Here is a 23,568-nt window from a genome sequence, read left to right as displayed (position 1 = left end):
CTAAGGCCGGATGGCCGATTGACGGGCTGCATGCATCCCAACGCTATTCTAAAGCTTTGCCGAACGGCGCTCAGCCGATGGCTGGCCGACCGAGCGCCGCAGCTGGCCGCTGCCCTGGCTTACTACGCAGTCTTTTCGCTCGCTCCGCTGCTGGTGCTGGCGCTGGCAATGGCAGGGACCTTTTTGGGGGAAGCGGCAGCGCGCGGCCAAATTGTCGGCCAAGTCCAGGCCCTGGTTGGCCCCGAGAGCGCGCGCCTGCTGGTGAATGTGCTTGAGGGCGCTCGCCCGCCCGAGCCCGGGAGTTGGGCATCAGCCCTCAGCGCGCTAGTGCTGCTGTTTGGTGCTTCAGGGGTTTTTGCCCAACTGCAAGATGCCCTCAACACGATTTGGCTCGAGCAGTCGCAGCGCGGCATTGTCGGCTTTATCGGCAAGCGGCTGTTGTCGTTTGTCATGGTCGTGCTGGTGGGCCTACTGGTACTGCTGTCGCTCCTGCTGAGCGCTTCCATCTCGGCCCTGAGCCAACTCGAAGGGCAATCCCTGCTGGGCTGGGATCTGCTATGGCTGTGGCGCGCGCTGTCGTTTTTGCTGGATTTTGCGATCGTCACGCTGCTGTTCGCCACAATCTATAAATTTTTGCCGGATGTGCGGATCGCCTGGAGCGATGTTGGGGTGGGGGCAGTCCTGACTGCCGTGCTGTTTACCTTGGGCAAAGCCCTGCTGGGGCTTTATCTGGAAACGAGCGGCTTTGGCTCGGCCTATGGGGCGGCGGGGGCCCTGGTAGTGTTACTGGCTTGGGTCAATTACTCAGCCCAGATTTTTTTGTTGGGCGCGGAGTTTACCCAGGCTTACGCGACCCGCTACGGCTCGCAAATCGTGCCCAGCGATGCCCGAGGCAGGTTGCAGTCATTGGCCCGGCGGTGGCCCCGCAGTTGATTTGCCCGCGTGACGGCAGCGTGGCGCTGCGTTAGCTTGGAGCCGTTGAACTCGAGCGCTCCCGGTTGCTGTCGCTTATCTCGCGATTGGCTGCACTGCCACGGGTGCGGCAGCCGCTCCTGGCCCTATCGCTGCTGGCGCTGCTGAGCGCGTGCGGCAGCGGCGGGTCGATGCAGGAGTTATTCCAGGCCGACCCCAAGCTCAAAACCGACCGCGAAAGCGAGCAGCAGCAGTCATCCGACAGCAAGGATGGCTCGGCACCAACCGAGGCCAATGCCATCCCCCAAGCCATTCCGCGCTATCCCAATGCCGAACTCGTCGAGGCCCAATCGCAAACGCGCGACGGAGACGAGCGCGGCCGCTCCCGCTGGCGAACGGCCGATACGGTCGATGAGGTGTTGGCGTTCTATAGCCAAGCCTTCCAACAAGGGGATTGGACGCCCATTGAGGGCAGCCAGCAGTCGCGCAATACCGTCGCAGCTCGCCAGCAAGACCTGCGGGTGACGGTCACGATCCCGTTTGCGCACAACGGCAGCTCTCAGGAAACGGACCGAGCAGCATCAGACCGAGCGCCAGCCGATGGCGCGGCCTCGGAGCAGGCAACCACGTTTGCCATCCGCTATCAATTTGGCACCCAGCAAGCGGCCGCCGACTCCAGCGATGCCGAAAACGGCAGCCAAACGGATGCCGATTCGGGCCAGCAGGCCTCGCTCTCGCGCCTGGAGAACGAGCAGTGGCGCCAAAAGATCCGCGATCTGGCGGCGCTGGGCGTATTTACCACTGGCTCGGGCAACCAGAACGCGGACTCGCAGCCCGATCTGAGCAACTTTCAGCCCAATAGGCCCATCGCGCGCGATACGTTCGCGCAGTGGCTGCTGCGAGCCAACAACCGGATTTACGCCGGTCAGCCCGGCAAGCAAGTGCGCCCGGTCTCGAGCGCTGATCGCCCGGCCTTTAGCGACGTGCCGTCCACGCATCCTGCGTTTGGGCCCATTCAAGGCCTGGCCGAAGCCGGCCTGATTGCCTCGCGCTTGAGCGGGGATGCTGGCGCCGCAGCGTTCAACCCGGACAATCCGCTCTCGCGGGCGACGCTGCTGGCCTGGAAAGTCCCGCTGGATGTGCGCCAGGGGTTGCCCTCGGCCTCGGTGGAAGCCATCCAGCAAGAATGGGGCTTTCAGGATGCCGACAGCATCCCCGAGCGCGTGCGGCCGGCGGTGTTGGCCGACGCCCAACTGGGCGAGCGCTCCAACATCCGGCACGTTTTGGGCTACACTCGCTTGCTGCAGCCTCAAAAGGCTGTCACGCGCGCGCAAGCGGCGATCGCGCTCTGGTCCTTTGGCGGCGGCGAGCAAGCTCGCACGGCAGCAGAAGCCCGGCAGTCGCGATCGACGGCCAGCGAAGGCAGCGGCACCGATGGGACGGGCATGACTAACGGCAACAACTGAGCTAGGCCAGGCCGGCGGGGAGCCAACCAGGTCGCCCGAATGGATACCTTCAACCTCATCCTGGTTGCCGTTGCAGGCTTGGTGTTGGGCTTAGGCCTGGTCTCAGGGGTACTGCGGCGCACGGCCCTTTCGGACCCGCTCGTGTCGATGGTGGCTGGCATCCTGCTGGGCCCGCAGGGGTTGGGCGTGCTCGAGCCGGACGCGCTCGGCGATCGCGCCTTCGTGCTGGAGCAAGCCGCGCGCCTGACCCTGGCGGTGGGCCTGATGGGCATTGCCCTCTCCCGCGGGGCTACGTTCGGCGCCATGCTGGCCCGATGGCCATCATGCTGGGCGCGGTCATGCTGCTGATGTGGCTGGCTGGCAGCCTGCTGGTCTACGGGCTGCTGGGCGTGGCCCTGTTGATTGGAGCTGCCATCACGCCGACCGACCCCGTCGTGGCCAGCTCGATCGTTACTGGCGAGATTCCGCAACGGCTGCTGCCTGCCGCCCTTCGGGACCTGCTCTCGGCCGAATCCGGGGCCAACGACGGCTTGGCCTATCCCATCGTGTCGCTGCCCATCCTGGCGCTGACCGCCGCCTCGCCGCTGGCGGCTGCCTCCGAGTGGGCGCTGCGTGCCGTTGTGTGGGAGGTGGGCTTTGCCGTTGGCTTTGGCGTTCTGCTGGGTTGGGGCGCCGGCCGATTGCTGCATTGGGCTGAGGCCCAAGGCATGATCGACAAGCCATCCTTTCTGTCCTACGCGATCGCGCTGGCTCGGGTCACGCTGGGCGCCACTCGCACCTTGGGCAGCGACGGCATTCTGGCCGTGTTCGTGGCGGGGGTGGCCTTCAACCGCGCTGTCAGCGCCACCGAGCGCGCGCAAGAGGAACGCTTTACCGAAGCCCTCGATCGCTTTTTTTACGCTGCCGGTGTTTCTGCTGTTCGGGTTGGCCCTGCCGTGGTCGCAGTGGGAGGCGTTGGGATGGCCGCTGGCACTGCTGGCGCTCGCCATTCTGCTGCTGCGCCGCCTTCCGGCCCTGTTGGCGCTCCGCCCGCTGCTGCCGAAGCTCAAAACGGGGGCAGACGCACTGTTTTTGGGCTGGTTCGGCCCCATCGGCATTGCTGCGCTCTACTACGCCAACTTCGCCGCGCGCCAAACGGGGATTGAGGCGGTTTGGACGGTTGGGAGCGTGATCGTCTGCGCCTCGATCGTGGCGCACGGGATGACGGCAACGCCGCTGACCCGGCGCTACGGCCGCCGAATGCGCTGGCAGCGAACCGCGCGCGTCTAAGCAACGCTGCCGCGCTTGCGGGCCTCTTTATAAGAAGCGCCCACATTCTGCAACCCGGCGCGAATCAGCTGCTGCTCGAGCAAGGCAAAGAACTGGGCGCGGTCCTGGCTGCGCACGACTGCTTGGTTGTGGGCTTCCGCCAGCGAGACCGGATAGCCGGCCCCTTTTTGCACTTGCCCTAGCAGGAGGCTGAGGGCGCGCTCGAGCAGGTCGCTGTCCCGAGCGACCCACTGCGGCATCTCGACGCGAGCGATCTCGGTCCCGACATTGAGGTGGCAAAAGTACACCCACTGCGACGGATCGTAGAAGGCCAAAACGCGGGCGGTGCTGCGCCACAAGGGGCCGCGCTCGCCTGGCGCCAGGCGATGCGACCAAAACGTGGCATCGCGCAGCGGCTCGGCCACTTGGCAGGGCAGGCGCCCATCGGCCAGTTGGCCGGCTGCCTCGCTGCCGCTGGCGCAGTGGCTGGCGCAATCGGGGGCGTCGTAGGGGCAAGCCTGCAAGCGCAAAAAGTTGAGCGCTTCGGTGTTGCGCGAGGCGCTGACGTAGCCCATTAGCGGCACTCGGGCCGCTTGCAGCGATCGCCAGGCAGCCAGCAGCGGCGAGAGCAAGTGATCGCGCGCGGCCTGCGGCAGCGACTCCAAAAACCAGTAAACGAGCGGGCCGTCCACCAGGGCCAGGCGAGGGATGGCTTTGGCAGCGCTCTCGACCATCTCCGCCAGCATCTCAATTTCAGAGACAGCCCGCTGGTAGCCCATCCATTCATCGGGCGGGATGCCCCACTGGCGCGACACGTAGAGATCTTCGGGTTTGTAGTAAACCTTGGGCAGGCTCTCGAGCAGCGGGTGGCAGTTCTGGCCGTAGTGCAACCCAACGCGGCCGATGTTGATCAGATAGCAGTAGAGCACTTCGTGCTGCGACGGCGAGATTTGGGAGCCATCGGCGGCCAGTACGGTGTGGCAGCGAGGCGGTGCTGCAACGGTCGCGCGCGCATCCAGCGGCTCGAGCGGTTCGGCTGGGGCAAACGCCAAGCGCTCGCGCCACTGCTGCTGCGCTTGAACCAGTTGCGCTTGGCGCTCGCGCGCCTGCTGCAGCAAGCGATCCGCGCGCTTGAGGCGCTGGCGGCTCGCCGTCGCCTCCTGATGGAGGTGCTCGCTAATGCCCGGCATCTGAGCCGCCAGCTTGGTCAAATCGAGCATGGTCGAGTCCCACGCGCTGCTACGCTCAAGCTTGACATGCTGCGCTAGCGCAACCGGAGCGCGATCGCGTGCCCCACCGACCCCATTTCGGGATAGGATAATGGCGAAAATCCGCCGCCAAGCGACTTGACGGCGTAGCAGCCAACTGGCAGAAGTAACTCCCGAATCGTGCGTTTCTATCCCTCACTTGGCGAACTGCTCAAAGCGCTCACCCGCCAAGACACGGACGCAACCTACCAAGTGCCGGCCCAGGAAATGCTCAAGTGGATCGGCACTAGCTTTGCAGCCGGCATGGTGCTCGCTGGGGCCATTGTCGGATTGACGGCACTGTACTGACTGCCGGCTTGGCCCCGACTGACGCTGGGTGGGTGGCATCCGCTATGCTTTAGGCGGCTGTTGCCGTCTCTGCCGTTCCGGCACCAGCCGAGTACCGCTATGGCTCGATCCCAGCCCTCGCGATCGCCACTGTCAGCTATCCTGGCAACCCTGAGCGCGAGCGTCTTCATTGCCCTGAGTTGGGCGCCGGCGGCTAGTGCCAACCTCCAAAACAGCCCCAAGCGCCTGGTGGATCAGGCTTGGCAGCTCGTCTACCGCGACTACGCGCATCCCAACTTCGATCACGACGCCTGGTGCCAGAAGCGGCAGTCGCTGCTCTCGCGCGCCTACCGTTCCAAGCAGCAGGCCTACCGAACCATCCGTAAGGCTCTCAATAGCCTCAACGATCCCCACACGCGCTTTTTGGCCCCAACGGCATTCGACTCGCTCCGCAATCGCACCCAGGGCGAGCGCTCGGGGGTGGGCCTCCGCTTCCAGCGTGATCGCCAGGCGAGTCCCCCCATCGTCCAAGACGTTCTCAAGGGGTCCCCAGCGCAAGCAGCCGACATCCGCACCGGCGACCGGTTGGTCGCCATTGACGGCCGCACGGCCCGATCGCTCAGTGCCGAACAGGCCATCCAACACTTGCGCGGCCGCCCCGGCACCGAGGTCACACTCCAACTCGCCCGCCCGGACCAGGGGCGCCGGCAGCTAACGCTCACGCGCGAGCGCATCGAGGTGCCGGCGGTTCGCTACCGCATTCGGCAAGCAGACGGGACCGCCATTGGCTACATTCGCTTGCAGGCGTTTAACGACAACGCTGCTGGCGAAATGCGCCAGGCGATCGCGGATCTCAACGCGCAGGGCGTCGCGGGGTTTGTGTTGGATTTGCGCAGCAATCCGGGCGGCCTGCTTGAAGCCGGCGTCGACATCGCGCGGTTGTGGCTGGATGGCGGCAAAATCGTGCGCGTGGCCAACGGCAAGGACCCTGATCGCCGCTTCCGCGCCCGAGAGCCCGCCCTCACCGATCGCCCGCTAGCGGTGCTGGTCGATGGTGAGTCTGCCAGCGCCAGCGAGATCCTGGCCGGCGCGCTCAAAGACCACAATCGGGCCGTTATTGTCGGCACGCCCACCTACGGCAAAGGGACGGTGCAATCCGTGCGCGAGCTGGCCGATGGCTCGGGGCTGGCCGTGACGGTCTCGCGGTTCTACTCGCCCAATGGAACGGATATTGCGGCCGATGGCATTACCCCGGACAGGAAAGTGGTGCGATTGCCGCCGCGCGGGAAGCGCTCGGATGGCGGGCGGGACAACCAGTACGAGCGCGCCGTCGCCGCCCTGACCGAGCGCATCCAGCAATCGGATGAGGTTGCCGCTGGTACGCCCCCGTCACTCGGGCAATAGCGAGGCTGGCATGACGGCTGGCGCCGGGCTTGAGGCTGGCTTGAGAATCAACACCCCCAGCGGCGGCAAGCACAAATCCAGCGAGTGCGGGTAGTTGTGGAACGCCCATTGCTCGCTCCATTTGCCGCCCAAGTTGCCCATGTGGCTGCCGCCGTACTCGCGGCTGTCGCTGTTGAACACCTCCCGATAAAAGCCGGCCTCGGGGACGCCCACGCGGTAATGGCTGTGCGGCTGCGGCGTCAAGTTGCAAACGGCAACGGCAAACTCGCTCGAGTCGTGATCGCGGCGGATGAATGCCACCACGCTGTGCCGGGCGTCGCTACCGTCAATCCACTCGAGACCGGCGGGGTCACAGTCCTGTCGGTGCAGGGCAGGCTCCCGGTAGTAGAGGCGGTTGAGATCGCACAGGCACTGTTGCAATCGCTGGTGCGCTTCCTGCTGCAGCAGCTCCCACGCGAGCTCAGTTCCGATATCCCACTCGCGCCACTGGCCGAGCTCCATCCCTGCAAACAGCATCTTTTTGCCGGGGTGCACGATGGTGTAGGCATGGAGGCAGCGCAGTGTGGCTAGCTTCTGCCAGGTATCCCCCGGCATCTTGGCCGCTAGGTGATGCTTGCCGTGGGCAACTTCATCGTGGGAGAGGGCTAAGGTGTAGTTTTCATCAAAGGCGTGGCTCAGGCCAAAGGTGATGTTGCGCTGGTGGAACTGGCGGAACCCGGGATCCATGCTGAAATAATCCAGCACGTCGTGCATCCAGTCCATATTCCAGCTCAAGTTGAAGCCCAATCCGCCGGCTTCGATGGGTTGGGTGACCTGGGGCCAAGCGCTGGACTCTTCGGCGATCGCCAAAGCCCCCGGATAGCGGGCAAAGAGGGCGGCATTCATCTGGCGCAGAAACGCAATTCCCTCCAGGTGCTCGCGGCCGCCGTAGGCATTGGGCAGCCACTGCCCCTCCGGCCGATGGTAGTCCAGATAGAGCATGGAGGCTACCGCATCCACCCGGATGCCGTCGATATGGTACTTATCGAACCAGAACAGGGCATTGGCGACCAGAAAGTTGCGCACCTCGTTGCGGCCGTAATTAAACACCAGGGTGTCCCACTGGGCATGCTCGCCCTGGCGCGGATCGGCGTACTCGTAGAGCGGCGTCCCGTCAAAGCGAGCCAGGCCGTGGCCGTCTTTGGGAAAGTGGCCGGGCACCCAGTCGAGGATTACCCCAATGCCGCTTTGATGGCAGCAATCAACCAAGTACATGAAGTCCTGCGGGGTCCCGTAGCGCGAGGTGCAGGCGTAGTACCCCGTCACTTGGTAGCCCCAGGAGCCATCCAGGGCGTGCTCGGCGACCGGCAGCAGCTCGATGTGGGTAAACCCGAGCCGCCGAACGTAGGGAATTAGCTCCTCGGCTAGCTCGTAGTAAGTCAGAAAGCGGGCGTGGGGGTTGTCCGGAACGGGTACGGGCTGAATGGACCCATTGAGCGATTGCGCGGGCTCTGCCAGCGGCGCGTGCAGCCAGGCCCCCAAATGCAGCTCGTAGATTGCAATGGGCTCGCGCAGCGGGTCGCGCTGGCGCCGCTGGGTCAGCCAGTTGCGATCTTGCCAGCTATAGCCGTCCAGATCGGCAACCAGCGAGGCCGTTTTGGGGCGCACCTCTTGCTGGAAGCCCAAGGGATCCGTTTTTTCCCAGGTTTCGCCTTGGGCGGAGGTGACAGCGTACTTGTAGCGATCGCCAACGCCCGCCTGGGGCAAAAACAGCTCCCAGAGCCCGTTGGGCCGCGCCCCCATGGGATGCGCGCGCGCGTCCCAGCGATTGAAATCCCCGATAAGCGCAACGCCGCGCGCGTTGGGGGCCCAAACGGCAAAATAAACGCCCTCGATCCCTTCTAGGGTTAGCGGGTGCGCGCCTAGCTTGTCGTAGAGGCGGTAGTGGGTGCCCTCGCCGAACAGGTAGCGATCGAAATCGCTCAGTTTGGGTGTGCCAAACGCGTAGGGATCGGCAATAACGCGCTCGCAATCGCCTTCCCGAACGCGCAGCCAATACGGCTCGGGCGCACCAGTGAGCTCGCAGGCGAAAAACTGCGAGTGGTGCGCGGCCTGCATGGGATGCTCGTCCCCTGCCGGCAGGACGACCCAGGCAGCCTGGGCGTGGGGCAAAAAGGCGCGCACCACCCAGCCGGCGGCAGCGCCATTGCGCTCGAGCGGATGCGGCCCCAGCACGGCAAACGGATCGGGGTGTTGGCCCTGGGCGAGTTGGCGAACTTGCTCGGCAGCAACCATACTGCTCACCGCTTGGCTGCCCGGCAGGGGAGGGTGGCAGCCGCGCTGATCGCATGCTGCCCCCCAACGCGCAACAGGCTATCGCTCATAGCGGCGTGATGGTGCGCAAAAACTTACGCAAGTTCAGCAGAAAAATGAGCTGCCGCAATTGGGGATCCAGTGGCGGCGTGGGGGGCTGGGCCAACTGCGCTTTCAAAGTGGCGTACTCAGCAGGCGTTAGGGGACGGTTATCGAGCGGCGATCGCGCCTCCAGCGTCACTTCGGTCCGCAGCACCTCCTCCGGCACTCGCTCGGGGGAGGGGAGTGCTGCTGCAGGTGGGGCGCTCGAGCTGAGCAATCCCAGCCCCAAGCCCCATCCCAGGAGTCGGGCTTTCGGTGCTGCCATAGGCCAGATGCGGCAATTGCGGCCTTCGGCTTCTATTGTGACCGATCTGCGAGCACGCAGGTCGCGCTGGCAGCCTGGCACAGCTGACGCTCGGCAGCCAAGCCGCTAGCATTGGGACGATTGAGCTACAAGCGAGAGCTCCCCCCATGGCCCGATCGGCTCGGATGGCATCCACGACGGTTGGCGTTACCCGTTCCGCTGCCGGGCGCGCTCCGACCGACCGCCGGCGGGCTCGGCACCGTCACATCCCAGCTATTGCCCAACAGCGCTGGCCGCGCTGGCAGCACGCATTGCGAGGGGTACAGCGCGCCTCTTCAATTGCGGCGCTGGGCTTGCTGGGAACGACGCTCGCCCTCTATGCGGGGGTTATGCAAACGCAAACGAGCTGGAACCAACGCTTCGAGCGCCTGCAGGCCCTGCAATCGCAAGCGCACACGCTGGCTGCGCTCAACGCGACGCTAGAGCAGCAGTGGGCCCGTCAAGCCCGGCAGTCGCAGCAGGGCTGGCAGCCGGTCTCGCGGCAAGCGATCGTGCCGCTCGAGCCGGCCGCCGGACCGGCATTCCGCTCGCGCGCGTCCCCAACCCTGCCGCCAGAACGGCCCGCTGACCCCAGACCGGGTGGCTATTGACTCCTAGCGCTCGGCACGACAGGTTGCCATGGCTCGCAAGCGCGTCCCGCTCCCGCTGCTACAACTCCCCAGGCGGCTGTTGCTGGTTTGGCTGTTGCTGCTTGCCGCAGGCCTGGGCATGGGGGCTCGCCTTTACCACCTGCAAGTGGTGCGCGCGCCGGCGTTGCGGCAAAAGGCGCAAGCGCAGCAAACCACCGATTTCAATACCTATGTGCCGCGCCGCCCCATTGTCGATCGGCGCGGCAACACGCTAGCCCTCGATCGCGCCACCTATACGCTGTATGCCCATCCGCGCTACTTCCAGCGCCCCCGCGCTGCCGTGGCGCGCGAGCTAGCCGCTGTCTTGGACGGGCAAAGCGAGCGGGCATTGCGGCAGCGCTTGCGCAGCCAACCCAGCGGCATCCGCTTGGCGGAGGGGTTGTCGCCCGCAACGGCAGAAGCGATCCGCCAGCGATCGCTGGCCGGCGTCGAGCTGAGCAAGCAGTACGCGCGCTTTTACCCGCAGCGCCAACTGGCGGCCGAGGTGCTGGGCTACGTCGGGTTTAAAGCCGCCGGTCGCGGACAGGCTGGCGTAGAGCTTGCCTACCAATCCCGGTTGCAGCGCAGCCCATCGGATGTGCAGGTTGCCCAGACGCGCGGCGGTCAGCTCTTGCCGCGATCGCTACCGCCCGGCGCTCTCGACTCCGATCGCCGCAAGCTGCAGCTGACGCTGGATCTACGCCTGCAGCGTGCGGTGGATGCGGCCCTCAAAAAGCAGATGCAGGCATTTCGGGCCCGGCGCGGGACGGTTATCGTTATAGATGCCAGCAGCGGTGCCATCCGCGCGCTGGCGACCCGACCCAGCTACAATCCCAACCGCTACTATCGCTACGAGGTGGGGCGCTTCCGGAACTGGGCCGTTAGTACGCGCTTGGAGCCCGGCTCGACGCTCAAGCCCATCAACGTGGCCATTGCGCTCGATGCGAATGCCATTCAGCCCGATGCGACCGTGCGCGATCCGGGCAAAATCCAGATCGGGCGTTGGGAGATCACCAACTACGACTACGATAGCGATGGCGGCCACGGCCGCCTCAGCGCGACCGAGGTTCTGGAGCGCTCCAGCAATGTCGGCATGGTCAAGCTCATGCAGCAGATGGCCCCGGGGCAGTACTACCGCGCGCTGCGCGAGCTCGGCATCGAGCGGCCCGTGGGAGCCGATCTGCCCGGCGATCGCGGCGGCAACCTCAAACCGCGCTTGGCCTTTACCAGCCGCCCCATCGCCGCGGCAACAGCAGCGTTCGGTCACGGCCTATCGCTGAGCTCGCTCAAGCTAGCGCAATTGCATGCCGCGCTGGCCAACGGCGGCAAGCTCGTAACGCCGCACGTGGCGCGCGGCCTAGTGGGGCCGAACGGCCAGCTCGAGCGCTTCTCGCACCCAGCCGGCCGCCGCGTCTTCAAGCGCCAAACCGCCGAGACCGTTGTCGATATGATGGCCAGCGTCGTTGAGAACGGCAGCGGCCAAAACGCCCGAATTCCGGGCTATCGGATTGCCGGCAAAACCGGAACCTCCAAGCAACCGCTCCTGGGCGGTGGCTACAACGAGACCGACATTGCGACTAGTTTTGTGGGCATTTTGCCTGCCCGCGAGACGCAGTACGTCGTGTTGGCGGTGGTTGACGATCCGCAAAAGCGACCCGCCTACGGCTCGACAGTGGCTGCCCCAGTTGTTAAGTCAGTGATGGAGGCGCTAATCGCCAACGCCGGCATTGCACCCGGAGAGTCCCAGTTGGCGGGCGATCGCGCGCCAGCGGGAACGGCCGCATTGCCTTAAAGCGCAACCGCATGAGTTGGCGGGTATGCCCCGATCGCCGATTGAGGTCCCCTTTCCGCCCAGCGAATCCTACAGCGAAATCATCGACGTTCGCTCCGAGAGCGAGTTCGCGCAGGATTGCATTCCGGGGGCCATTAACCTCCCCGTCCTCCACGATCGGGAGCGGGCTGAGGTGGGGACCACCTACCACCAACGCTCGCCGTTCGAGGCGCGCAAGCAGGGCGCTGCCGTTGTCGCGCGCAATGTTGCCGCGCACCTGGAGGCGCACTTTGCCTGTCGGGATCGCGACTATACGCCGCTGATCTATTGCTGGCGCGGCGGCCAGCGCTCGAGCAGCCTAGCCCAAGTACTGGCGCAAATCGGCTGGCGTACGCTGGTGCTGCAAGGCGGTTATAAAGCCTATCGGGCTTACGTCCGCCAGCAGCTGGCGGCGCGCTTGCCGCAGTTCCGCTACCGGATCCTGTGCGGCCTGACCGGGACGGGCAAAACCCAGCTGCTGCATCAGCTGCAATCGCGCGGCGTGCAAGTGTTGGATTTGGAGGGGCTCGCCCATCACCGCGGTTCGCTACTGGGCCAAGTTTGGGGCGATCGCCCGCAAGCCCAACCGGCCCAAAAAGCCTTCGAATCGCAACTGCTGCAGGCCGTGCAAGCGCTCGATCCGCGCTATCCGGTTTGGGTGGAGTCCGAAAGCAGCAAAGTCGGCAACATCCACCTGCCCGCCCCGCTGTGGCAAGCCATGAAGCAAGCCAGCTGCGTCGAGATCGCGCTGCCGGTGGCCGAGCGCGTTGAGTGGCTGCTGCAGCAGTATCCCCACTGGCGCGACAACCCGCAAGCGCTCAAGCACAAACTGTCATCCCTCAAAGCCCAGCACGGCCGCCAGCGGGTTGCGCGCTGGCACCATCTGGTCGATACCGGCCAGCTGCGAACGTTGGTGCGAGAACTGCTCGAGTGCCACTACGATCCCGCTTACCGGCGCTCCATGGAGCGCACCTTTGCCGGGCGCGTGGAGCTGTCGCTGCCGCTGCCCGATCACTCGGCCGGCAGTATTGCTCGGGCGCTGGATGCCCTAGTTGCGCGCTCGCAGCCGCAGGTGCTGGAACAAGCCCGCGCTTGCCACGCGGGCGAGGATGGAGGGGATAGCAACTGAGCCAGGAGGGATGGCATAGCCCTAACCGAATCCACCATGATGCCGCTGGGGACCCAAGCCCCGGATTTCCAACTGCCCGATACTGTTTCGGGCCAAACGGTATCGCTAGCGACCTTTACGGAGGCGCGCGCTGCTAGTCATCTTTTGGTGCCGCCACTGCCCGTTCGTGCAGCACGTCAAAGGCGAGATTGCGCGCATTGGCAAAGACTACGCCGATCGCGGGCTGGGCATTGTGGCCATTAGCGCCAACGAGGCCGATGCCTACCCCGACGACACGCCCGAGCGGCTGCGCGAGATGGCGCAGGCGCTTGAGCTGAATTTTCCCGTTTGCTACGACGCCAGCCAAGCCACGGCCAAAGCGTATTTGGCCGCCTGCACGCCCGACTTTTTCCTGTTCGATGCCGATCGCAAGCTGGCCTACCGCGGCCAGCTGGACGACAGCCGACCCAAGAACGAGCAACCCGTCAATGGCAAGGACTTGCGGGCCGCGATCAATGCCGTCCTGGCCGGGCAAGCTCCCCCGGCCGAGCAGACCCCCAGCATCGGCTGCAACATCAAGTGGAAGCCCGGCAACGAACCGGCTTACTTTCACGGCTAATGGCACTCAAAGGGCCTGCGCGCGCGCCCAGGCCACGGGCAGGCAGATGGTCTTGCGCGGTTTGGAGACGACAGCCCGCTGGCGAAAGACATCGTACTGGTTGCGCTCGATTGCGCCCAGGATGCCGCGATAGAGCATCAGGGCCGTCCAAACGGGCCAGCGGGCATCGCGATCCAGATAGCGAATGCCCCCCTCAGCCTGCGCGTAAAATTCGCGCGCGCGCTGGATCTCAAAGCGCATCAGCGCGCGCCAGCGCTCGTCGACCACCCCCGCAAACAAATCCCGCTCGGTGTAGCCGAATGCGGCCAGATCCTCGCGCGGCAGATAAATCCGATTGCGCTGGGCGTCTTCGCCTACATCGCGCAGGATGTTGGTGAGCTGGTTGGCAATGCCCAGCGCGATGGCCTCCTCGGTGGGGTTGTAAGCCAGGCGAGCGTCGCTGCCGGCCGTGCGAACCCCCAGTACGGCATGGGACATCAAGCCCACCGTGCCGGCAACCCGATAGCAGTAGCGGCGCAGTTCGGCAAAGGTGTCGTAGCGGTTGCGGGCCAAATCCATGCGCTGCCCCGCAATCATGTCCCGAAAGGGTTGCAGCTCCAGTGGAAAGCGCTCGATCGTATCGGCGAGGGCCACCTCCGTATTGTCGCGCGGGTGGCCGGCAAACACCGACTCGATCCGTTCCTCCCAGCAATCGAGGGTCTCGGCAGTCGTGGCGTGGGCCTCGGGGCCATCCAGCAGCTCGTCCGTTCGCCGGCACCAAACGTAGATTGCCCAAATGGCTCGGCGCTTGGCCCGCGGCATGAGCAGCGTGCCCAAATAAAACGTCTTGGCATACTGGGCCGTGATCTGCCGGCAGCGTTCGTAGGCGGCGTCCCGCGAGGCGAGCGGTTGCTGTTGTTGGGCTTGCGACCGTCGTGGCATGCGCTCGCGAGCTAAAAAATCCGGCCGGGCAACTGGCTCATGCATCCCCATGGGCAAGCGAGGCCTCGCTCGCTACCGAAGCGGCCTGGCGCTCCGCCGGCGCAGTTGCCGCATCCTCGGCGATCGCCTGCGCCGCTAGCTTACCAGAGAGCACCGCGCCCTCCATGCTGGCCAGATAGGGCTGGCGCGTGTAGTCGCCGGCTAAATAAAAGTTGGCGATGGGCGTTCGCTGCGACGGGCGGCAGGCTTGCCGCCCGGGGGTCGCTTTGTAGACCGAGCGCGGCGTTTTGACCACGCGATACTTGCGCAGCCGGGCCGGATCGTCGCCGTCGAAGTGTTGGGGGAACAGGGTTTTGAGCTCGGCTAGCGTGGCGTCGATAATTTCGCGATCGGGGCGCGCGATCCAGTCCCGGGCCGGGGCCAGCACGAGCTCGAGCATGGAGCGATCGGCGGCGTAGGCCTGGCAGGTGTTGCTCATATCTGCATAGACGCTCAGCAGCGAGGAACGCGAAAACAGCAAGTGGTCGATGTCGGTGAGCTTGCGATCGAACCACAAGTGCAAGTTGATCGCGGGAACGCCGCTGAGACCCTCAAGCTGTTGAAAGAAGGCCCGATCCCACCAGCTTGTCGGGAGCAGTTTCTTCAGCGGATCCACCGGTAGGGCCGATACGTAGGCATCGGCTGCTAGCAGCTCCGCCTCGCGGCGGCCGCGCTGGCGAACGGACAAGCCGCGAACGGTACCATCATCGCGCAGCAGGATCTGCTTGATCGGGGCGTTGAGCCGCACTTCCCCGCCGCGCGCCGTGATGTAGTCAACCAGCGGCTGGCACAAGCGCTCGGTCGGCGGCCCATCCAAAAACGCCATTTGAGAGCCGTTTTTTTGCTGCAGGAAGCGGTTGAGCGCGGTGAGCAGTACAGTCGCCGAAATCTCGTTGGGGTTAATAAAGTTGAGCGCCTTGGCCATGGCGACGAACACTTCGCGTTCCACGCGCTGGGGCATGCGCTGGCGCTGCATCCACTCCGACCAGGTGTAGGCATCCATAGCCTCAACGTAGGACTGCCCGCGTAGCATGGCGGGCAGCAGGCCCAGGCCAAAGCGGAGTTTCTCGCGCCAGCTCAGCATGTGGCGATTGCGCAAAATGGCAACAATGCCATTGAGCGGGGCCGGGAGATTGGGGAAGTCGAAGCGCGAGTACGTGCCCGGTTGCTCCGGGCGATTGAAGATCATGCTATGCGCTTTCCACTGCAACCGGTCGGCAATCCCGAGCTCCTCAAACAAGCCCAGTAGGTTGGGGTAAGCGCCAAAAAAAATGTGGAGGCCCGTTTCGTACCAGTCGCCATCGGGGTCCTGCCAGGCGGCCACTTTGCCCCCCAGCACGTTGCGGCGCTCGAGCATGATCGGTTCGTGTCCGGCATCGACGAGGTACTTGGCGCAAGCGAGCCCCGCCAAGCCCGCTCCGGCAATTGCAACTCGCATTAGTCCGTGCTGGCGTCCGTCCCGGCTCTCATTATACTTAGCATTTTTTAATATCTGGCTGGATCCGAGGGCCTGCCAGCCCCCCCTAGCGGCGTCGAACGGCCAATTGAGGCTTAAAAAATCCGAAAAATGAACGGGTAGCGGAAGGCGCGATCGGGCTCACCCAGCACCCGCACGATGGCCACAATAGGCATAATCAGGTTGACGAGGCCCAAAACCACCAGCAGCGGGTAGCCAATTAAAACGAATGTCAGCAAGACAAAGGCAACTTCGTATGCCCACAGGTTGATATGGAAATTGAGGGCGGCTTTGGCGTTCTGCTTGACGACCGAGTCGTGAGATAGCAGCCAAATTGCAATGGGGATCCCCACCGAAACCACGATTGCCCCGAAAAAAATCGAGCCGTGGCACAGCACCGATAGAAGCTTGCGCTGGTCCGTTGCCTCACTCATCTCAGGACGCTGCAATGGCGGTCAAAACTGCTGCAGAAAGCGCAGGTCGCTGCTATAGAAGCGCCGGATGTCGTCGATCTGGTGCAGCACCATGGCAAAGCGCTCGACCCCTAGCCCGGCAGCAAAACCAGTCTCGCGTTCCGGGTCGCAGCCCACTGCTTTGAGCACGTTGGGGTCAACCATGCCGCAGCCCAGCATTTCCAACCACTCGCCCTGCCATTGCACGTCCACCTCAGCCGAGGGCTCGGTGAATGGAAAATAGCTGGCGCGAAAGCGGACGGGTAGCTCGCTGCCAAACAGCTGCTGCAAAAACGCCACGATCGTCCCTTTAAGGTCGGCAAAGGTTAGCCCTGGTTCGATGGCGAGCACCTCGAGCTGGTGGAAGACCGGGGAGTGGGTGGCATCGACCGTATCGCGCCGGTAGGTTCGGCCGGGCGCCACAACCCGCAACGGCGGATCGTGCTGCTCCATGTAGCGGATCTGCACGGGCGAGGTATGCGTGCGCAGCAGGTTGCCATCGGGCAGGTAGTAAGTGTCCTGCATGTCGCGCGCCGGATGGTCCGGCGGGATGTTGAGGGCCTCAAAGTTGTAGTAGTCCGATTCCATCTCCGGCCCTTCAGCCACGGTGTAGCCCAACCCCACAAAGATCTCCAGCATCCGGTCGATGGTGCCGTTGAGCGGATGGACCCGCCCCAGGGGGCGGCCGACACCGGGCATGGTGACATCGAGCGTTTCGGCCTGGAGGCGCGCCTGCATCTGCGATCGCTCGAGCTGCGTGCGAGCTTTGGCCAAGCGCTTCTGCAGCGTCGATTTGACTTCGTTTGCCAGCGCTCCAATGCGCGGTCGCTCGTCTGCCTCTAGCTGCCCCATGCTGCGCAGAAGCTGCGAGACTTGGCCCTTTTTGCCCAAATAGCGAACGCGCAATGCTTCCAAGCGCTCGCGCGTTTGGGCTGCTGCAATGGCCTGGGTTGCTTCCTGCTCGAGCTCGCGCAACTGCTGCTCGAGTTGGTGGGTCGATGCGGTCATGCTTAGTGGTATTGCTAGGCTCGCCTGGAACATTCCCAGTCTGACAGCTCCCCCTTGAGCTCGCGCAGCTGCTGCTTGAGTGGGTAGCGTTGCCAAGCTTGCCTGAGACTATTCCTACTGTACGCTTCTCAGACCAAATGTTAAGTTTGTATAAGCCAAGCGCCATCCCCGCTAATGACTGGGATCGCCAAGCTGATACGGTTCCCATTCGTTTGTTGTGAAGGACTAGTTCAATAGCATGACCTACGCTCGCAACCCGTTGACCTTCGGCCGCCAACGCTGCACCGTTCATAAGGTGACGGCGGAAGCAACGGCCCAGCAAGTGGCGCAAACTCTAGAGCGGCTGGGCTGGTCGACCCACCAAGTCCAACTTGGGGATGGCCTGCGTGCAGTCTATCTTTGCGAAGCAGCCGCTTGAGATACCTGCTTCGGCCGGCCTTGGCCCCTACCTGCGGCTGGCGACTAACGCCTCAAGAAGCATCTCAGCGGCGGCGAGGTATCCGGCATTCCAGTTGGTACTAGCAAGGGGCCGTTCGCTGGCAACAACCGCTCAGCCGGCGCGGTCCCACGCTCGGCGTTACCCCGATACTCGAGTAGCAGAGCCGCACCAAACTATTGCGAAAAGCAAACGGGCACGCGATGCCAGCCACTGTTCTTGAGCAACGCGGAGGGGTTGTCCCGCTCTAGCACGAGCGTGCCGCAATCCGTCTGGGGCGCCTCGAACGACAAGGTCCCTTTAAACGGAACGAATCCTTCCTGCATCCAGCTATCTTGTGCAGTTACAAAGCTGCGTGCCACAACTTGGCCGTTGGCATCCCGCAGGGTTACGGGAAAGTCCCCTTCAAAGTACCACTGCCCGCGCGCTTCGCCCGCAATCTCGAGCGGGCTTGCCACTGTTTGGTTGGGCGAGGGGCGCTCCAGGCGAACGGCCTCGTGCTCGGGCGCCACACACTGGCGCATCCGGACTGTTGCGGCGGCGGCGTAGTTGCGGCGCGCCGCCCGATTGGGCTCAAACTGAGCGGCACCGACGGTATCCGAGCGCGCTGCTGCAACGCCGCAGTACCTGGCCATGGTCCGGATTGCCGCTTGCGCCCAATGGCCCTCGGTATCGGCAAACGACTCAGCGTTCCGGACGGCCGCTAACTCGCGCCCTTGCCCGCGCTGTTGTTGCGCGTACTGAGCGGCGCGCCGCTCGATGGCTATAAGCTCTGCCCGCGTTACCTGGGCTGTTGGGCGAAAGGTTCCGTTGCCATAACCGCTGACAATGCCATTCTGGTGGGCCCAAGCAATCTTGGCGGCACTCCAGCGCGAGGCTTTTATATCCGAGTAGGGCGTTGCTTTGGTCTCGCTCGGCAATGCCACTGCCACCTGCGGGATGCCGACTAGGGCCTCAAGGAACATCGAGACAGCTTGCTCGCGCGTTAGGGGCTGCTCGGGCCGGAAAGTGTTGCCATCAAAGCCGGCAATAAAGCCCATTTCGCGGGCGGTTTGGACTTCTTCTCGGTAGGGGTCGTTGGCAATATCGCTGAAGCTAGCAGTACTGGCTTGAGCTTGACGCTCCAGCCGAATGCGCTGCCCCTGTTGGTCGGTGCGATAGATCCAGCGGCGCTCTGGGCTGGCAACCGTAACCCGCCATCCTTCCACAATTGCTTGGGTGCAGACCTCATCGGGCTCTGCCAACCTCAGGCATCCGTTGGGCCACTGCCGCTGCTCGGCACTCACGACTTGCAGCGCCGAGCGCTCTCGTTCCGAGCGGCGGGCCGCCTCGTCCAAAACGGCTTCCGCTACAGCAGCGGGCAAGCCAGTTTTGGCTGCTGGCTTGTCCGAGCTCGACTGTGCCACTGCAACCGGCAGGCCGCGATCGCCAACGCCGCCGCCCAGCAAGCAAATGGCAGCCAACAGCAACCAACAACGACGGGTAGATTGTTTCATGGCACAGCCTATTCGTAGAGCTCCAGCGTGATGGCTGCTTCTAACAAGATAGTAGCCGTTGCCAAAGCAACCCACAGGAGGAACGTTTGCGTTACTTCTCGAAGCGCTTCCACACCAACCTCCTGACTCCTGGCTACTAACCCAGCTCGTACTAGTGCCCGTTCCCATTCGGTATGCACCCCCAACTGCTCGGCTAGGGACCGCCACCTTCCTAGCTAGAGGGCATGCGTACTGGTAATCGCCACGACGCAGCGGCAACCGCTCGGTTCCCCAATTGGCGCCACGAGCCCAACAAGGCCCGATCGCGCCTAGCTCGCGCCCGCCCGGACTCGACGAGCCCAGCATCCGTGCTTTAATTTGGCGTACGCATTACTGCTGCCCGCCGAATGGTGACAGCTGCCATGGCACTGCCCCGCAACGTTCAGCCCCAACCATGGGGAGCACAACTAGCTGGTGCGGGCACTTTAGTGTTGGTTGCTGCCTCTGGCCTGGCGTCGCCATCGGCAGGCGCTCAGACGCTGCCCGCACCGGATGCGCCCCAGGATCGGCATTCCCAACCAGCTGACTCAGACAGTGCCCTAGTCGGTCGCGCATTCGAGTTTCGCGCCCCGTCAGCAGTCTCTGGGTCGCCGGTTGCCGAGCGCTACCACACGGTCCGAACCCGGCAAAGCGGCCCGGAGCTGCTAGCACAGGTGCGATCGCTCAATCCCAAGGCGTTCAGCCCGCAAGGGCGCGATTTCATTCAGGCCGGCCTATTTACCCAGCTGGATAACGCCCGCGAGCTAGTCAAGACCCTCGAGCGGCGCGACATTCCGGCCCAGATGCTGACTGTCAACGTCCCCATTGGTGCGCTCGAGCCCGGCTACCGCGTTCGCGTCAGCGGCGACTCGGATGGGTTGCTCGAGCGCGTGCGCGCAGTGGTGCCCAAGGCCTTCGCTCCGGAAAGCCGAGGCTTCATCCAAGCTGGGGCCTTTGCCAGCCGCACCAACGCCCGCGAGCTGGCCGACAAACTGCAGCACCAGGGCATCCCATCCCAACGAATTGCGATTGCCGGGCAATCGCAATCCGACAGCCAGCCGGGCAGCTATCGCGTCCGCGTGAACGGTAGCGCTAGCGAGCGGCTCGAGCGCGTGCGCGAGGTGGTGCCCCAAGCCTTTGTCCCGGACGGACAGGCATTCATCCAGGCCGGCGTCTTCGATCACCGCACCAACGCCCGCAAGTTGGCCGACAAGCTGGAGCAGAACGGGATCTCGGCTCAAATTTCAACTTGGTAGCGGCAATGGAGCAGGCTTGGCTGGAGCGGACCGCCGTTACGGCAGCGCAAATGCGCCAAATCGAGGAGCGGCTGTTTGCCGCTGGTATGCCCGTGGCGGCGTTGATGGAAAAAGTGGGCCTCGCCATTGCCCAGCAGTTAGTAGATGAGTACCCACGCCATCGCTTCCCGCATGTCGGGATTGTGGTGGGGCCAGGGCACAACGGCGGCGACGCCCTGGTCGTGGCGCGCGAGCTGCACCTGCGCGGCTATCAGATCTCGCTGTGCCGGCCCATCGCCAAGCTCAAGGACCTGACCGCCCAGCACGCCGACTACGCCTCGCACCTGGGGCTGCCGGTTTATGATGGCATTCAGGCCCTAGCGCCCTGCGCGCTCGCCATTGACGGGCTGTTCGGATTCGGCCTCACTCGGCCGCTGGCGGGCGAGATTGCAACGGCGGTCGATTGGCTCAACGCGCAGCCGCAGCCAGCTGTCAGCATTGACATCCCCTCGGGGGTGGCTGCCGATACGGGCGAGACGCTGGGCACCGCCGTACGGGCCGAGCGCACCTTCTGCCTGGGATTGTGGAAACGCGCCTTCTTTCAAGACCGCGCGCTGGCCTTTACGGGCGAGGCCAGCCGCATCGATTTGGGCATTCCGGCGGCTGATGTGCGCGCCATCCTGTCCGAGCCGCCTCAGGTGCAGGCGATGTCAGCGGCAGTTGCGCAGCAGCACCTACCCCTGTGGCGATCACCGGCCACGCACAAATACTGCCAGGGCCACGTGCTGGCCGTGGGCGGCTCCGAGCGCTACGCCGGCGGCATCCTCCTAACCGGTTGGGGGGCTGCTGCCACGGGCGTAGGGATGCTGACGCTAGCAGTGCCCAGCGCTCTCAAGCTAATGGCTGTCAGCCAGCTCCCGGATGCGTTGGTTGCTGCCTGCCCCGAGACCGAAACGGGCGCGATCGCGCAGCTGCCGCCGCAGGCAAGCGAGGCATCGCGCTACAGCGCCATTGCCTGCGGCCCGGGCCTGACGACTGAGGCATCGGCCACCGTGCAGGCCTTGCTGCCGCTGGATCGGCCGCTGGTCCTGGATGCGGACGCCCTCAACTGCCTGGCGGCAATGGGGGCAGCCGAGGCCCTCAAGCAGCGCCCCACTGAAACAGTCTTGACGCCCCATCCCGGCGAGTTTCGCCGGTTGTTCCCGCAGCTACCGGACCCGGGCGGCGATCGCCTGGAAGCCGTGCAGGCCGCCGCCCGCCACAGCGGCGCGATCGTCTTGCTCAAAGGGGCGCGTACCGCGATCGCCCATCCCGACGGCGGCGTTTGGGTGCTACCCGAGAGCACGCCAGCGCTGGCGCGCGGCGGCAGCGGTGACGTGTTGACTGGCCTCATTGGGGGATTGCTGGCGCAACCGCTGGATTCACCCGCTGAGGCGATCGCGGCAGCAGGCGCCTGGTGGCACGCGCAGGCAGGCCTGATGGCGGCGCGCCAGCGCACCCAGATGGGGGTGGATGCCCGCACCCTATCGCAGTTTTTGATCCCGGCACTGCAGCCCCTGACTGGGGCGAACGACCCCGGCAAGCGGCAGGCGGCAGCGCCGGCGTTTTAGCGGCCTCGGGTGCGAGTGAGCTACCCTTGGGGGAGAAAATCGCGCGCACGGCGGGCTCGGGCTCGCCCGCTGCTAGCGCGCCCCAGCGAGTGCCAGTTGCTGCATCCCAACTATGGATTCACCCATCCAAGCCGTTCAAGCCCCCTATGGCGATGCGTCCGTTCGCACGCCTCCGCCCGATCTGCCGTCTCTGATGCTCAAGGAACGCATCGTCTATCTGGGGCTGCCGCTCGTCTCGCCCGATGAGTACAAAGAACAGCTCGGGGTCGATGTCACCGAGCTCATCATCGCCCAATTGCTCTACCTGCAATTTGAAGACCGCGAGAAACCCATCTACATGTACATCAACTCCACTGGGACCTCGTGGTACGGCGGCGAGGCGATCGGCTTTGAGACCGAAGCCTTCTCCATCTGCGACACCATCAACTACATTCAGCCGCCGGTGCACACCATCTGCATCGGTCAAGCCATGGGGACCGCTGCCATGATCCTCGCGGCCGGGACCCCCGGCTACCGGGCTAGTTTGCCCCATGCCACCATCGTGCTGCACCAGCCGCGCCAGGGGGCCCAAGGACAGGCCACCGACATTCAGATCCGCGCGCAGGAAGTGCTCAATAACAAGCGCATCACGCACGAGATTCTGGCGCAAAACACCGGTCAGTCGGTCGAGCAGATCGAGCAAGACACCGAGCGCATGTTCTACCTGTCCCCGCAGCAGGCTAAAGAGTACGGCTTGATCGACAAGGTACTCGAGAGCACTCAAGAGCTGCCTGCAGATGCTGGTGCGGCCCAATCCACCAGCGCCTAAATTTCAATCCCGACCGTCGCGCGTCCCTATTCAGTTGAGTTCCCATGCCTATCGGCGTCCCCCGCGTTCCCTACCGCATGCCAGGCCAACCCTACAGCGAGTGGGTCAACATCTACGATCGTCTCTACCGGGAGCGCATCATTTTCCTAGGGCGCAGCATCAACGATGGCCTGGCCAACCAGGCGATCGCTGTCATGCTCTATCTGGACTCTGAAGATCCCAGCAAGCCCATCTATCTCTACATCAACTCCCCCGGCGGTACGGTCAGTGCGGGCATGGCCATCTACGACACCATGCAACACGTCAAATCCGAGATCGTCACCATCTGCCTGGGGACGGCGGCCTCAATGGGCGCCTTCCTGCTAGCTGCCGGCACCCAGGGCAAGCGCTTGGCGCTATCGCACTCGCGCATCTTGATCCACCAGCCCATGGGTGGGGTGCAGCAGCGGCAAGCCTCCGATGTCGAGATTGAAGCCAACGAGATCCTGCGTATCCGCCAGCAGCTCAACGAGCTCATGGCGCACCATACGGGGCAGCCGGTGGAAAAAATCGAGCAGGATACCGACCGCGATTTCTTCATGTCCTCCGAGGAAGCTAAAAACTACGGCCTCATCGACAAGGTCATTCAGGAGCAAAAAGCCGTTCCGGCCCAAGCGCAAACCGCCTAAACCGGAGGCTAGA

The 23,568-nt window shown here is 64.3% G+C and carries 18 protein-coding genes and 2 pseudogenes; 12 read left to right on the top strand and 8 right to left on the bottom strand.

The genetic code is table 11. The features are described from left to right. Positions 1 to 30 precede the first annotated feature (30 nt). From BRC58_01105 to BRC58_01095, 3 genes and pseudogenes are all read left to right on the top strand, one after another. Positions 31 to 933: a ribonuclease BN gene (locus tag BRC58_01105; protein ID PSP19404.1), complete on the top strand. Its 903-nt coding sequence runs from the start codon at positions 31 to 33 to the stop codon at positions 931 to 933. 104 nt (positions 934 to 1,037) lie between these two features. Continuing rightward, positions 1,038 to 2,378, top strand: a complete 1,341-nt coding sequence (locus BRC58_01100) for an S-layer protein (protein ID PSP19403.1) — start codon at positions 1,038 to 1,040, stop codon at positions 2,376 to 2,378. Between the two features lie 39 nt (positions 2,379 to 2,417). After that, positions 2,418 to 3,647, top strand: a pseudogene (locus BRC58_01095) (sodium:proton exchanger). On the opposite strand, the gene BRC58_01090 reads toward BRC58_01095, so the two are convergent. Then, the gene (locus BRC58_01090) at positions 3,644 to 4,846 is read right to left on the bottom strand and encodes a nuclease (protein PSP19402.1); all 1,203 of its coding nucleotides are present in this window, start codon (positions 4,844 to 4,846) and stop codon (positions 3,644 to 3,646) included. The pseudogene BRC58_01095 and the gene BRC58_01090 overlap by 4 nt on opposite strands. Before the next feature lie 435 nt (positions 4,847 to 5,281). Between BRC58_01090 and BRC58_01085 the strand changes: the two genes are divergently transcribed. Continuing rightward, positions 5,282 to 6,565, top strand: a complete 1,284-nt coding sequence (locus tag BRC58_01085) for a peptidase S41 (protein ID PSP19401.1) — start codon at positions 5,282 to 5,284, stop codon at positions 6,563 to 6,565. On the opposite strand, the gene BRC58_01080 is transcribed toward BRC58_01085, so the two are convergent. Together BRC58_01080 and BRC58_01075 are read right to left on the bottom strand one after the other, a co-directional pair. Then, positions 6,551 to 8,848 (bottom strand): 1,4-alpha-glucan branching enzyme, encoded by a 2,298-nt coding sequence (locus BRC58_01080; GenBank protein PSP19400.1) that lies wholly within the window; start codon positions 8,846 to 8,848, stop codon positions 6,551 to 6,553. The two genes, BRC58_01085 and BRC58_01080, sit on opposite strands and share 15 nt — an antisense overlap. 76 nt (positions 8,849 to 8,924) lie before the next feature. Further along, positions 8,925 to 9,224 carry a hypothetical protein gene (locus BRC58_01075; GenBank protein ID PSP19399.1) on the bottom strand — a complete coding sequence of 100 codons (300 nt, stop codon included), beginning with the start codon at positions 9,222 to 9,224 and terminating at the stop codon, positions 8,925 to 8,927. A gap of 368 nt (positions 9,225 to 9,592) precedes the next feature. On the opposite strand from BRC58_01075, the gene BRC58_01070 reads away from it, so the two are divergent. The 4 genes and pseudogenes from BRC58_01070 (at position 9,593) to BRC58_01055 (ending at position 13,408) form a co-directional block, all read left to right on the top strand. Further along, positions 9,593 to 9,853: a hypothetical protein gene (locus tag BRC58_01070; protein PSP19398.1), complete on the top strand. Its 261-nt coding sequence runs from the start codon at positions 9,593 to 9,595 to the stop codon at positions 9,851 to 9,853. Between the two features lie 28 nt (positions 9,854 to 9,881). Then, positions 9,882 to 11,663 (top strand): cell division protein FtsI, encoded by a 1,782-nt coding sequence (locus tag BRC58_01065; GenBank protein ID PSP19397.1) that lies wholly within the window; start codon positions 9,882 to 9,884, stop codon positions 11,661 to 11,663. A 25-nt stretch (positions 11,664 to 11,688) separates the two neighbouring features. Further along, a complete protein-coding gene (locus tag BRC58_01060; protein PSP19396.1) occupies positions 11,689 to 12,810 on the top strand; it encodes a tRNA 2-selenouridine(34) synthase MnmH in 1,122 nt (373 codons plus the stop codon). Between the two features lie 15 nt (positions 12,811 to 12,825). Then, positions 12,826 to 13,408 (top strand): annotated as a pseudogene (locus BRC58_01055) (thioredoxin family protein). 6 nt (positions 13,409 to 13,414) lie between these two features. Here the strand turns inward: BRC58_01055 and BRC58_01050 are convergent. From BRC58_01050 to BRC58_01030, 5 genes are all read right to left on the bottom strand, one after another. Further along, complete coding sequence (locus BRC58_01050; GenBank protein PSP19460.1) at positions 13,415 to 14,329, bottom strand: phytoene synthase; 915 nt, start codon at positions 14,327 to 14,329, stop codon at positions 13,415 to 13,417. A gap of 37 nt (positions 14,330 to 14,366) precedes the next feature. Beyond that, positions 14,367 to 15,806 (bottom strand): 15-cis-phytoene desaturase, encoded by a 1,440-nt coding sequence (gene pds, locus BRC58_01045; protein ID PSP19395.1) that lies wholly within the window; start codon positions 15,804 to 15,806, stop codon positions 14,367 to 14,369. 113 nt (positions 15,807 to 15,919) lie between these two features. Further along, complete coding sequence (locus tag BRC58_01040; protein PSP19394.1) at positions 15,920 to 16,258, bottom strand: DUF4870 domain-containing protein; 339 nt, start codon at positions 16,256 to 16,258, stop codon at positions 15,920 to 15,922. Positions 16,259 to 16,279: 21 nt separating this feature from the next. Further along, positions 16,280 to 17,284: a phenylalanine--tRNA ligase subunit alpha gene (locus BRC58_01035; GenBank protein ID PSP19393.1), complete on the bottom strand. Its 1,005-nt coding sequence runs from the start codon at positions 17,282 to 17,284 to the stop codon at positions 16,280 to 16,282. Between the two features lie 612 nt (positions 17,285 to 17,896). Beyond that, a complete protein-coding gene (locus BRC58_01030; GenBank protein ID PSP19392.1) occupies positions 17,897 to 19,189 on the bottom strand; it encodes a hypothetical protein in 1,293 nt (430 codons plus the stop codon). 413 nt (positions 19,190 to 19,602) lie between these two features. Here BRC58_01030 and BRC58_01025 point away from each other — a divergent pair, with 413 nt between their 5' ends. The 4 genes from BRC58_01025 (at position 19,603) to BRC58_01010 (ending at position 23,555) form a co-directional block, all read left to right on the top strand. Beyond that, positions 19,603 to 20,490, top strand: coding sequence for a hypothetical protein (locus tag BRC58_01025; GenBank protein ID PSP19391.1), 888 nt, complete (start codon positions 19,603 to 19,605; stop codon positions 20,488 to 20,490). A gap of 5 nt (positions 20,491 to 20,495) precedes the next feature. Next, positions 20,496 to 22,079, top strand: a complete 1,584-nt coding sequence (locus BRC58_01020; protein ID PSP19390.1) for a bifunctional ADP-dependent NAD(P)H-hydrate dehydratase/NAD(P)H-hydrate epimerase — start codon at positions 20,496 to 20,498, stop codon at positions 22,077 to 22,079. A gap of 112 nt (positions 22,080 to 22,191) precedes the next feature. Then, the gene (locus tag BRC58_01015) at positions 22,192 to 22,887 is read left to right on the top strand and encodes an ATP-dependent Clp protease proteolytic subunit (GenBank protein PSP19389.1); all 696 of its coding nucleotides are present in this window, start codon (positions 22,192 to 22,194) and stop codon (positions 22,885 to 22,887) included. A 44-nt stretch (positions 22,888 to 22,931) separates the two neighbouring features. Further along, a complete protein-coding gene (locus BRC58_01010) occupies positions 22,932 to 23,555 on the top strand; it encodes an ATP-dependent Clp protease proteolytic subunit (GenBank protein PSP19388.1) in 624 nt (207 codons plus the stop codon). Positions 23,556 to 23,568: the final 13 nt, after the last annotated feature.

Source organism: Cyanobacteria bacterium QS_8_64_29, assembly GCA_003022125.1.
Classification (GTDB): Bacteria; Cyanobacteriota; Cyanobacteriia; order Cyanobacteriales; family Rubidibacteraceae; genus QS-8-64-29.
Note: the sequence above shows the minus strand (reverse complement) of the source record. Positions and strands in the feature narration are given on the sequence as shown.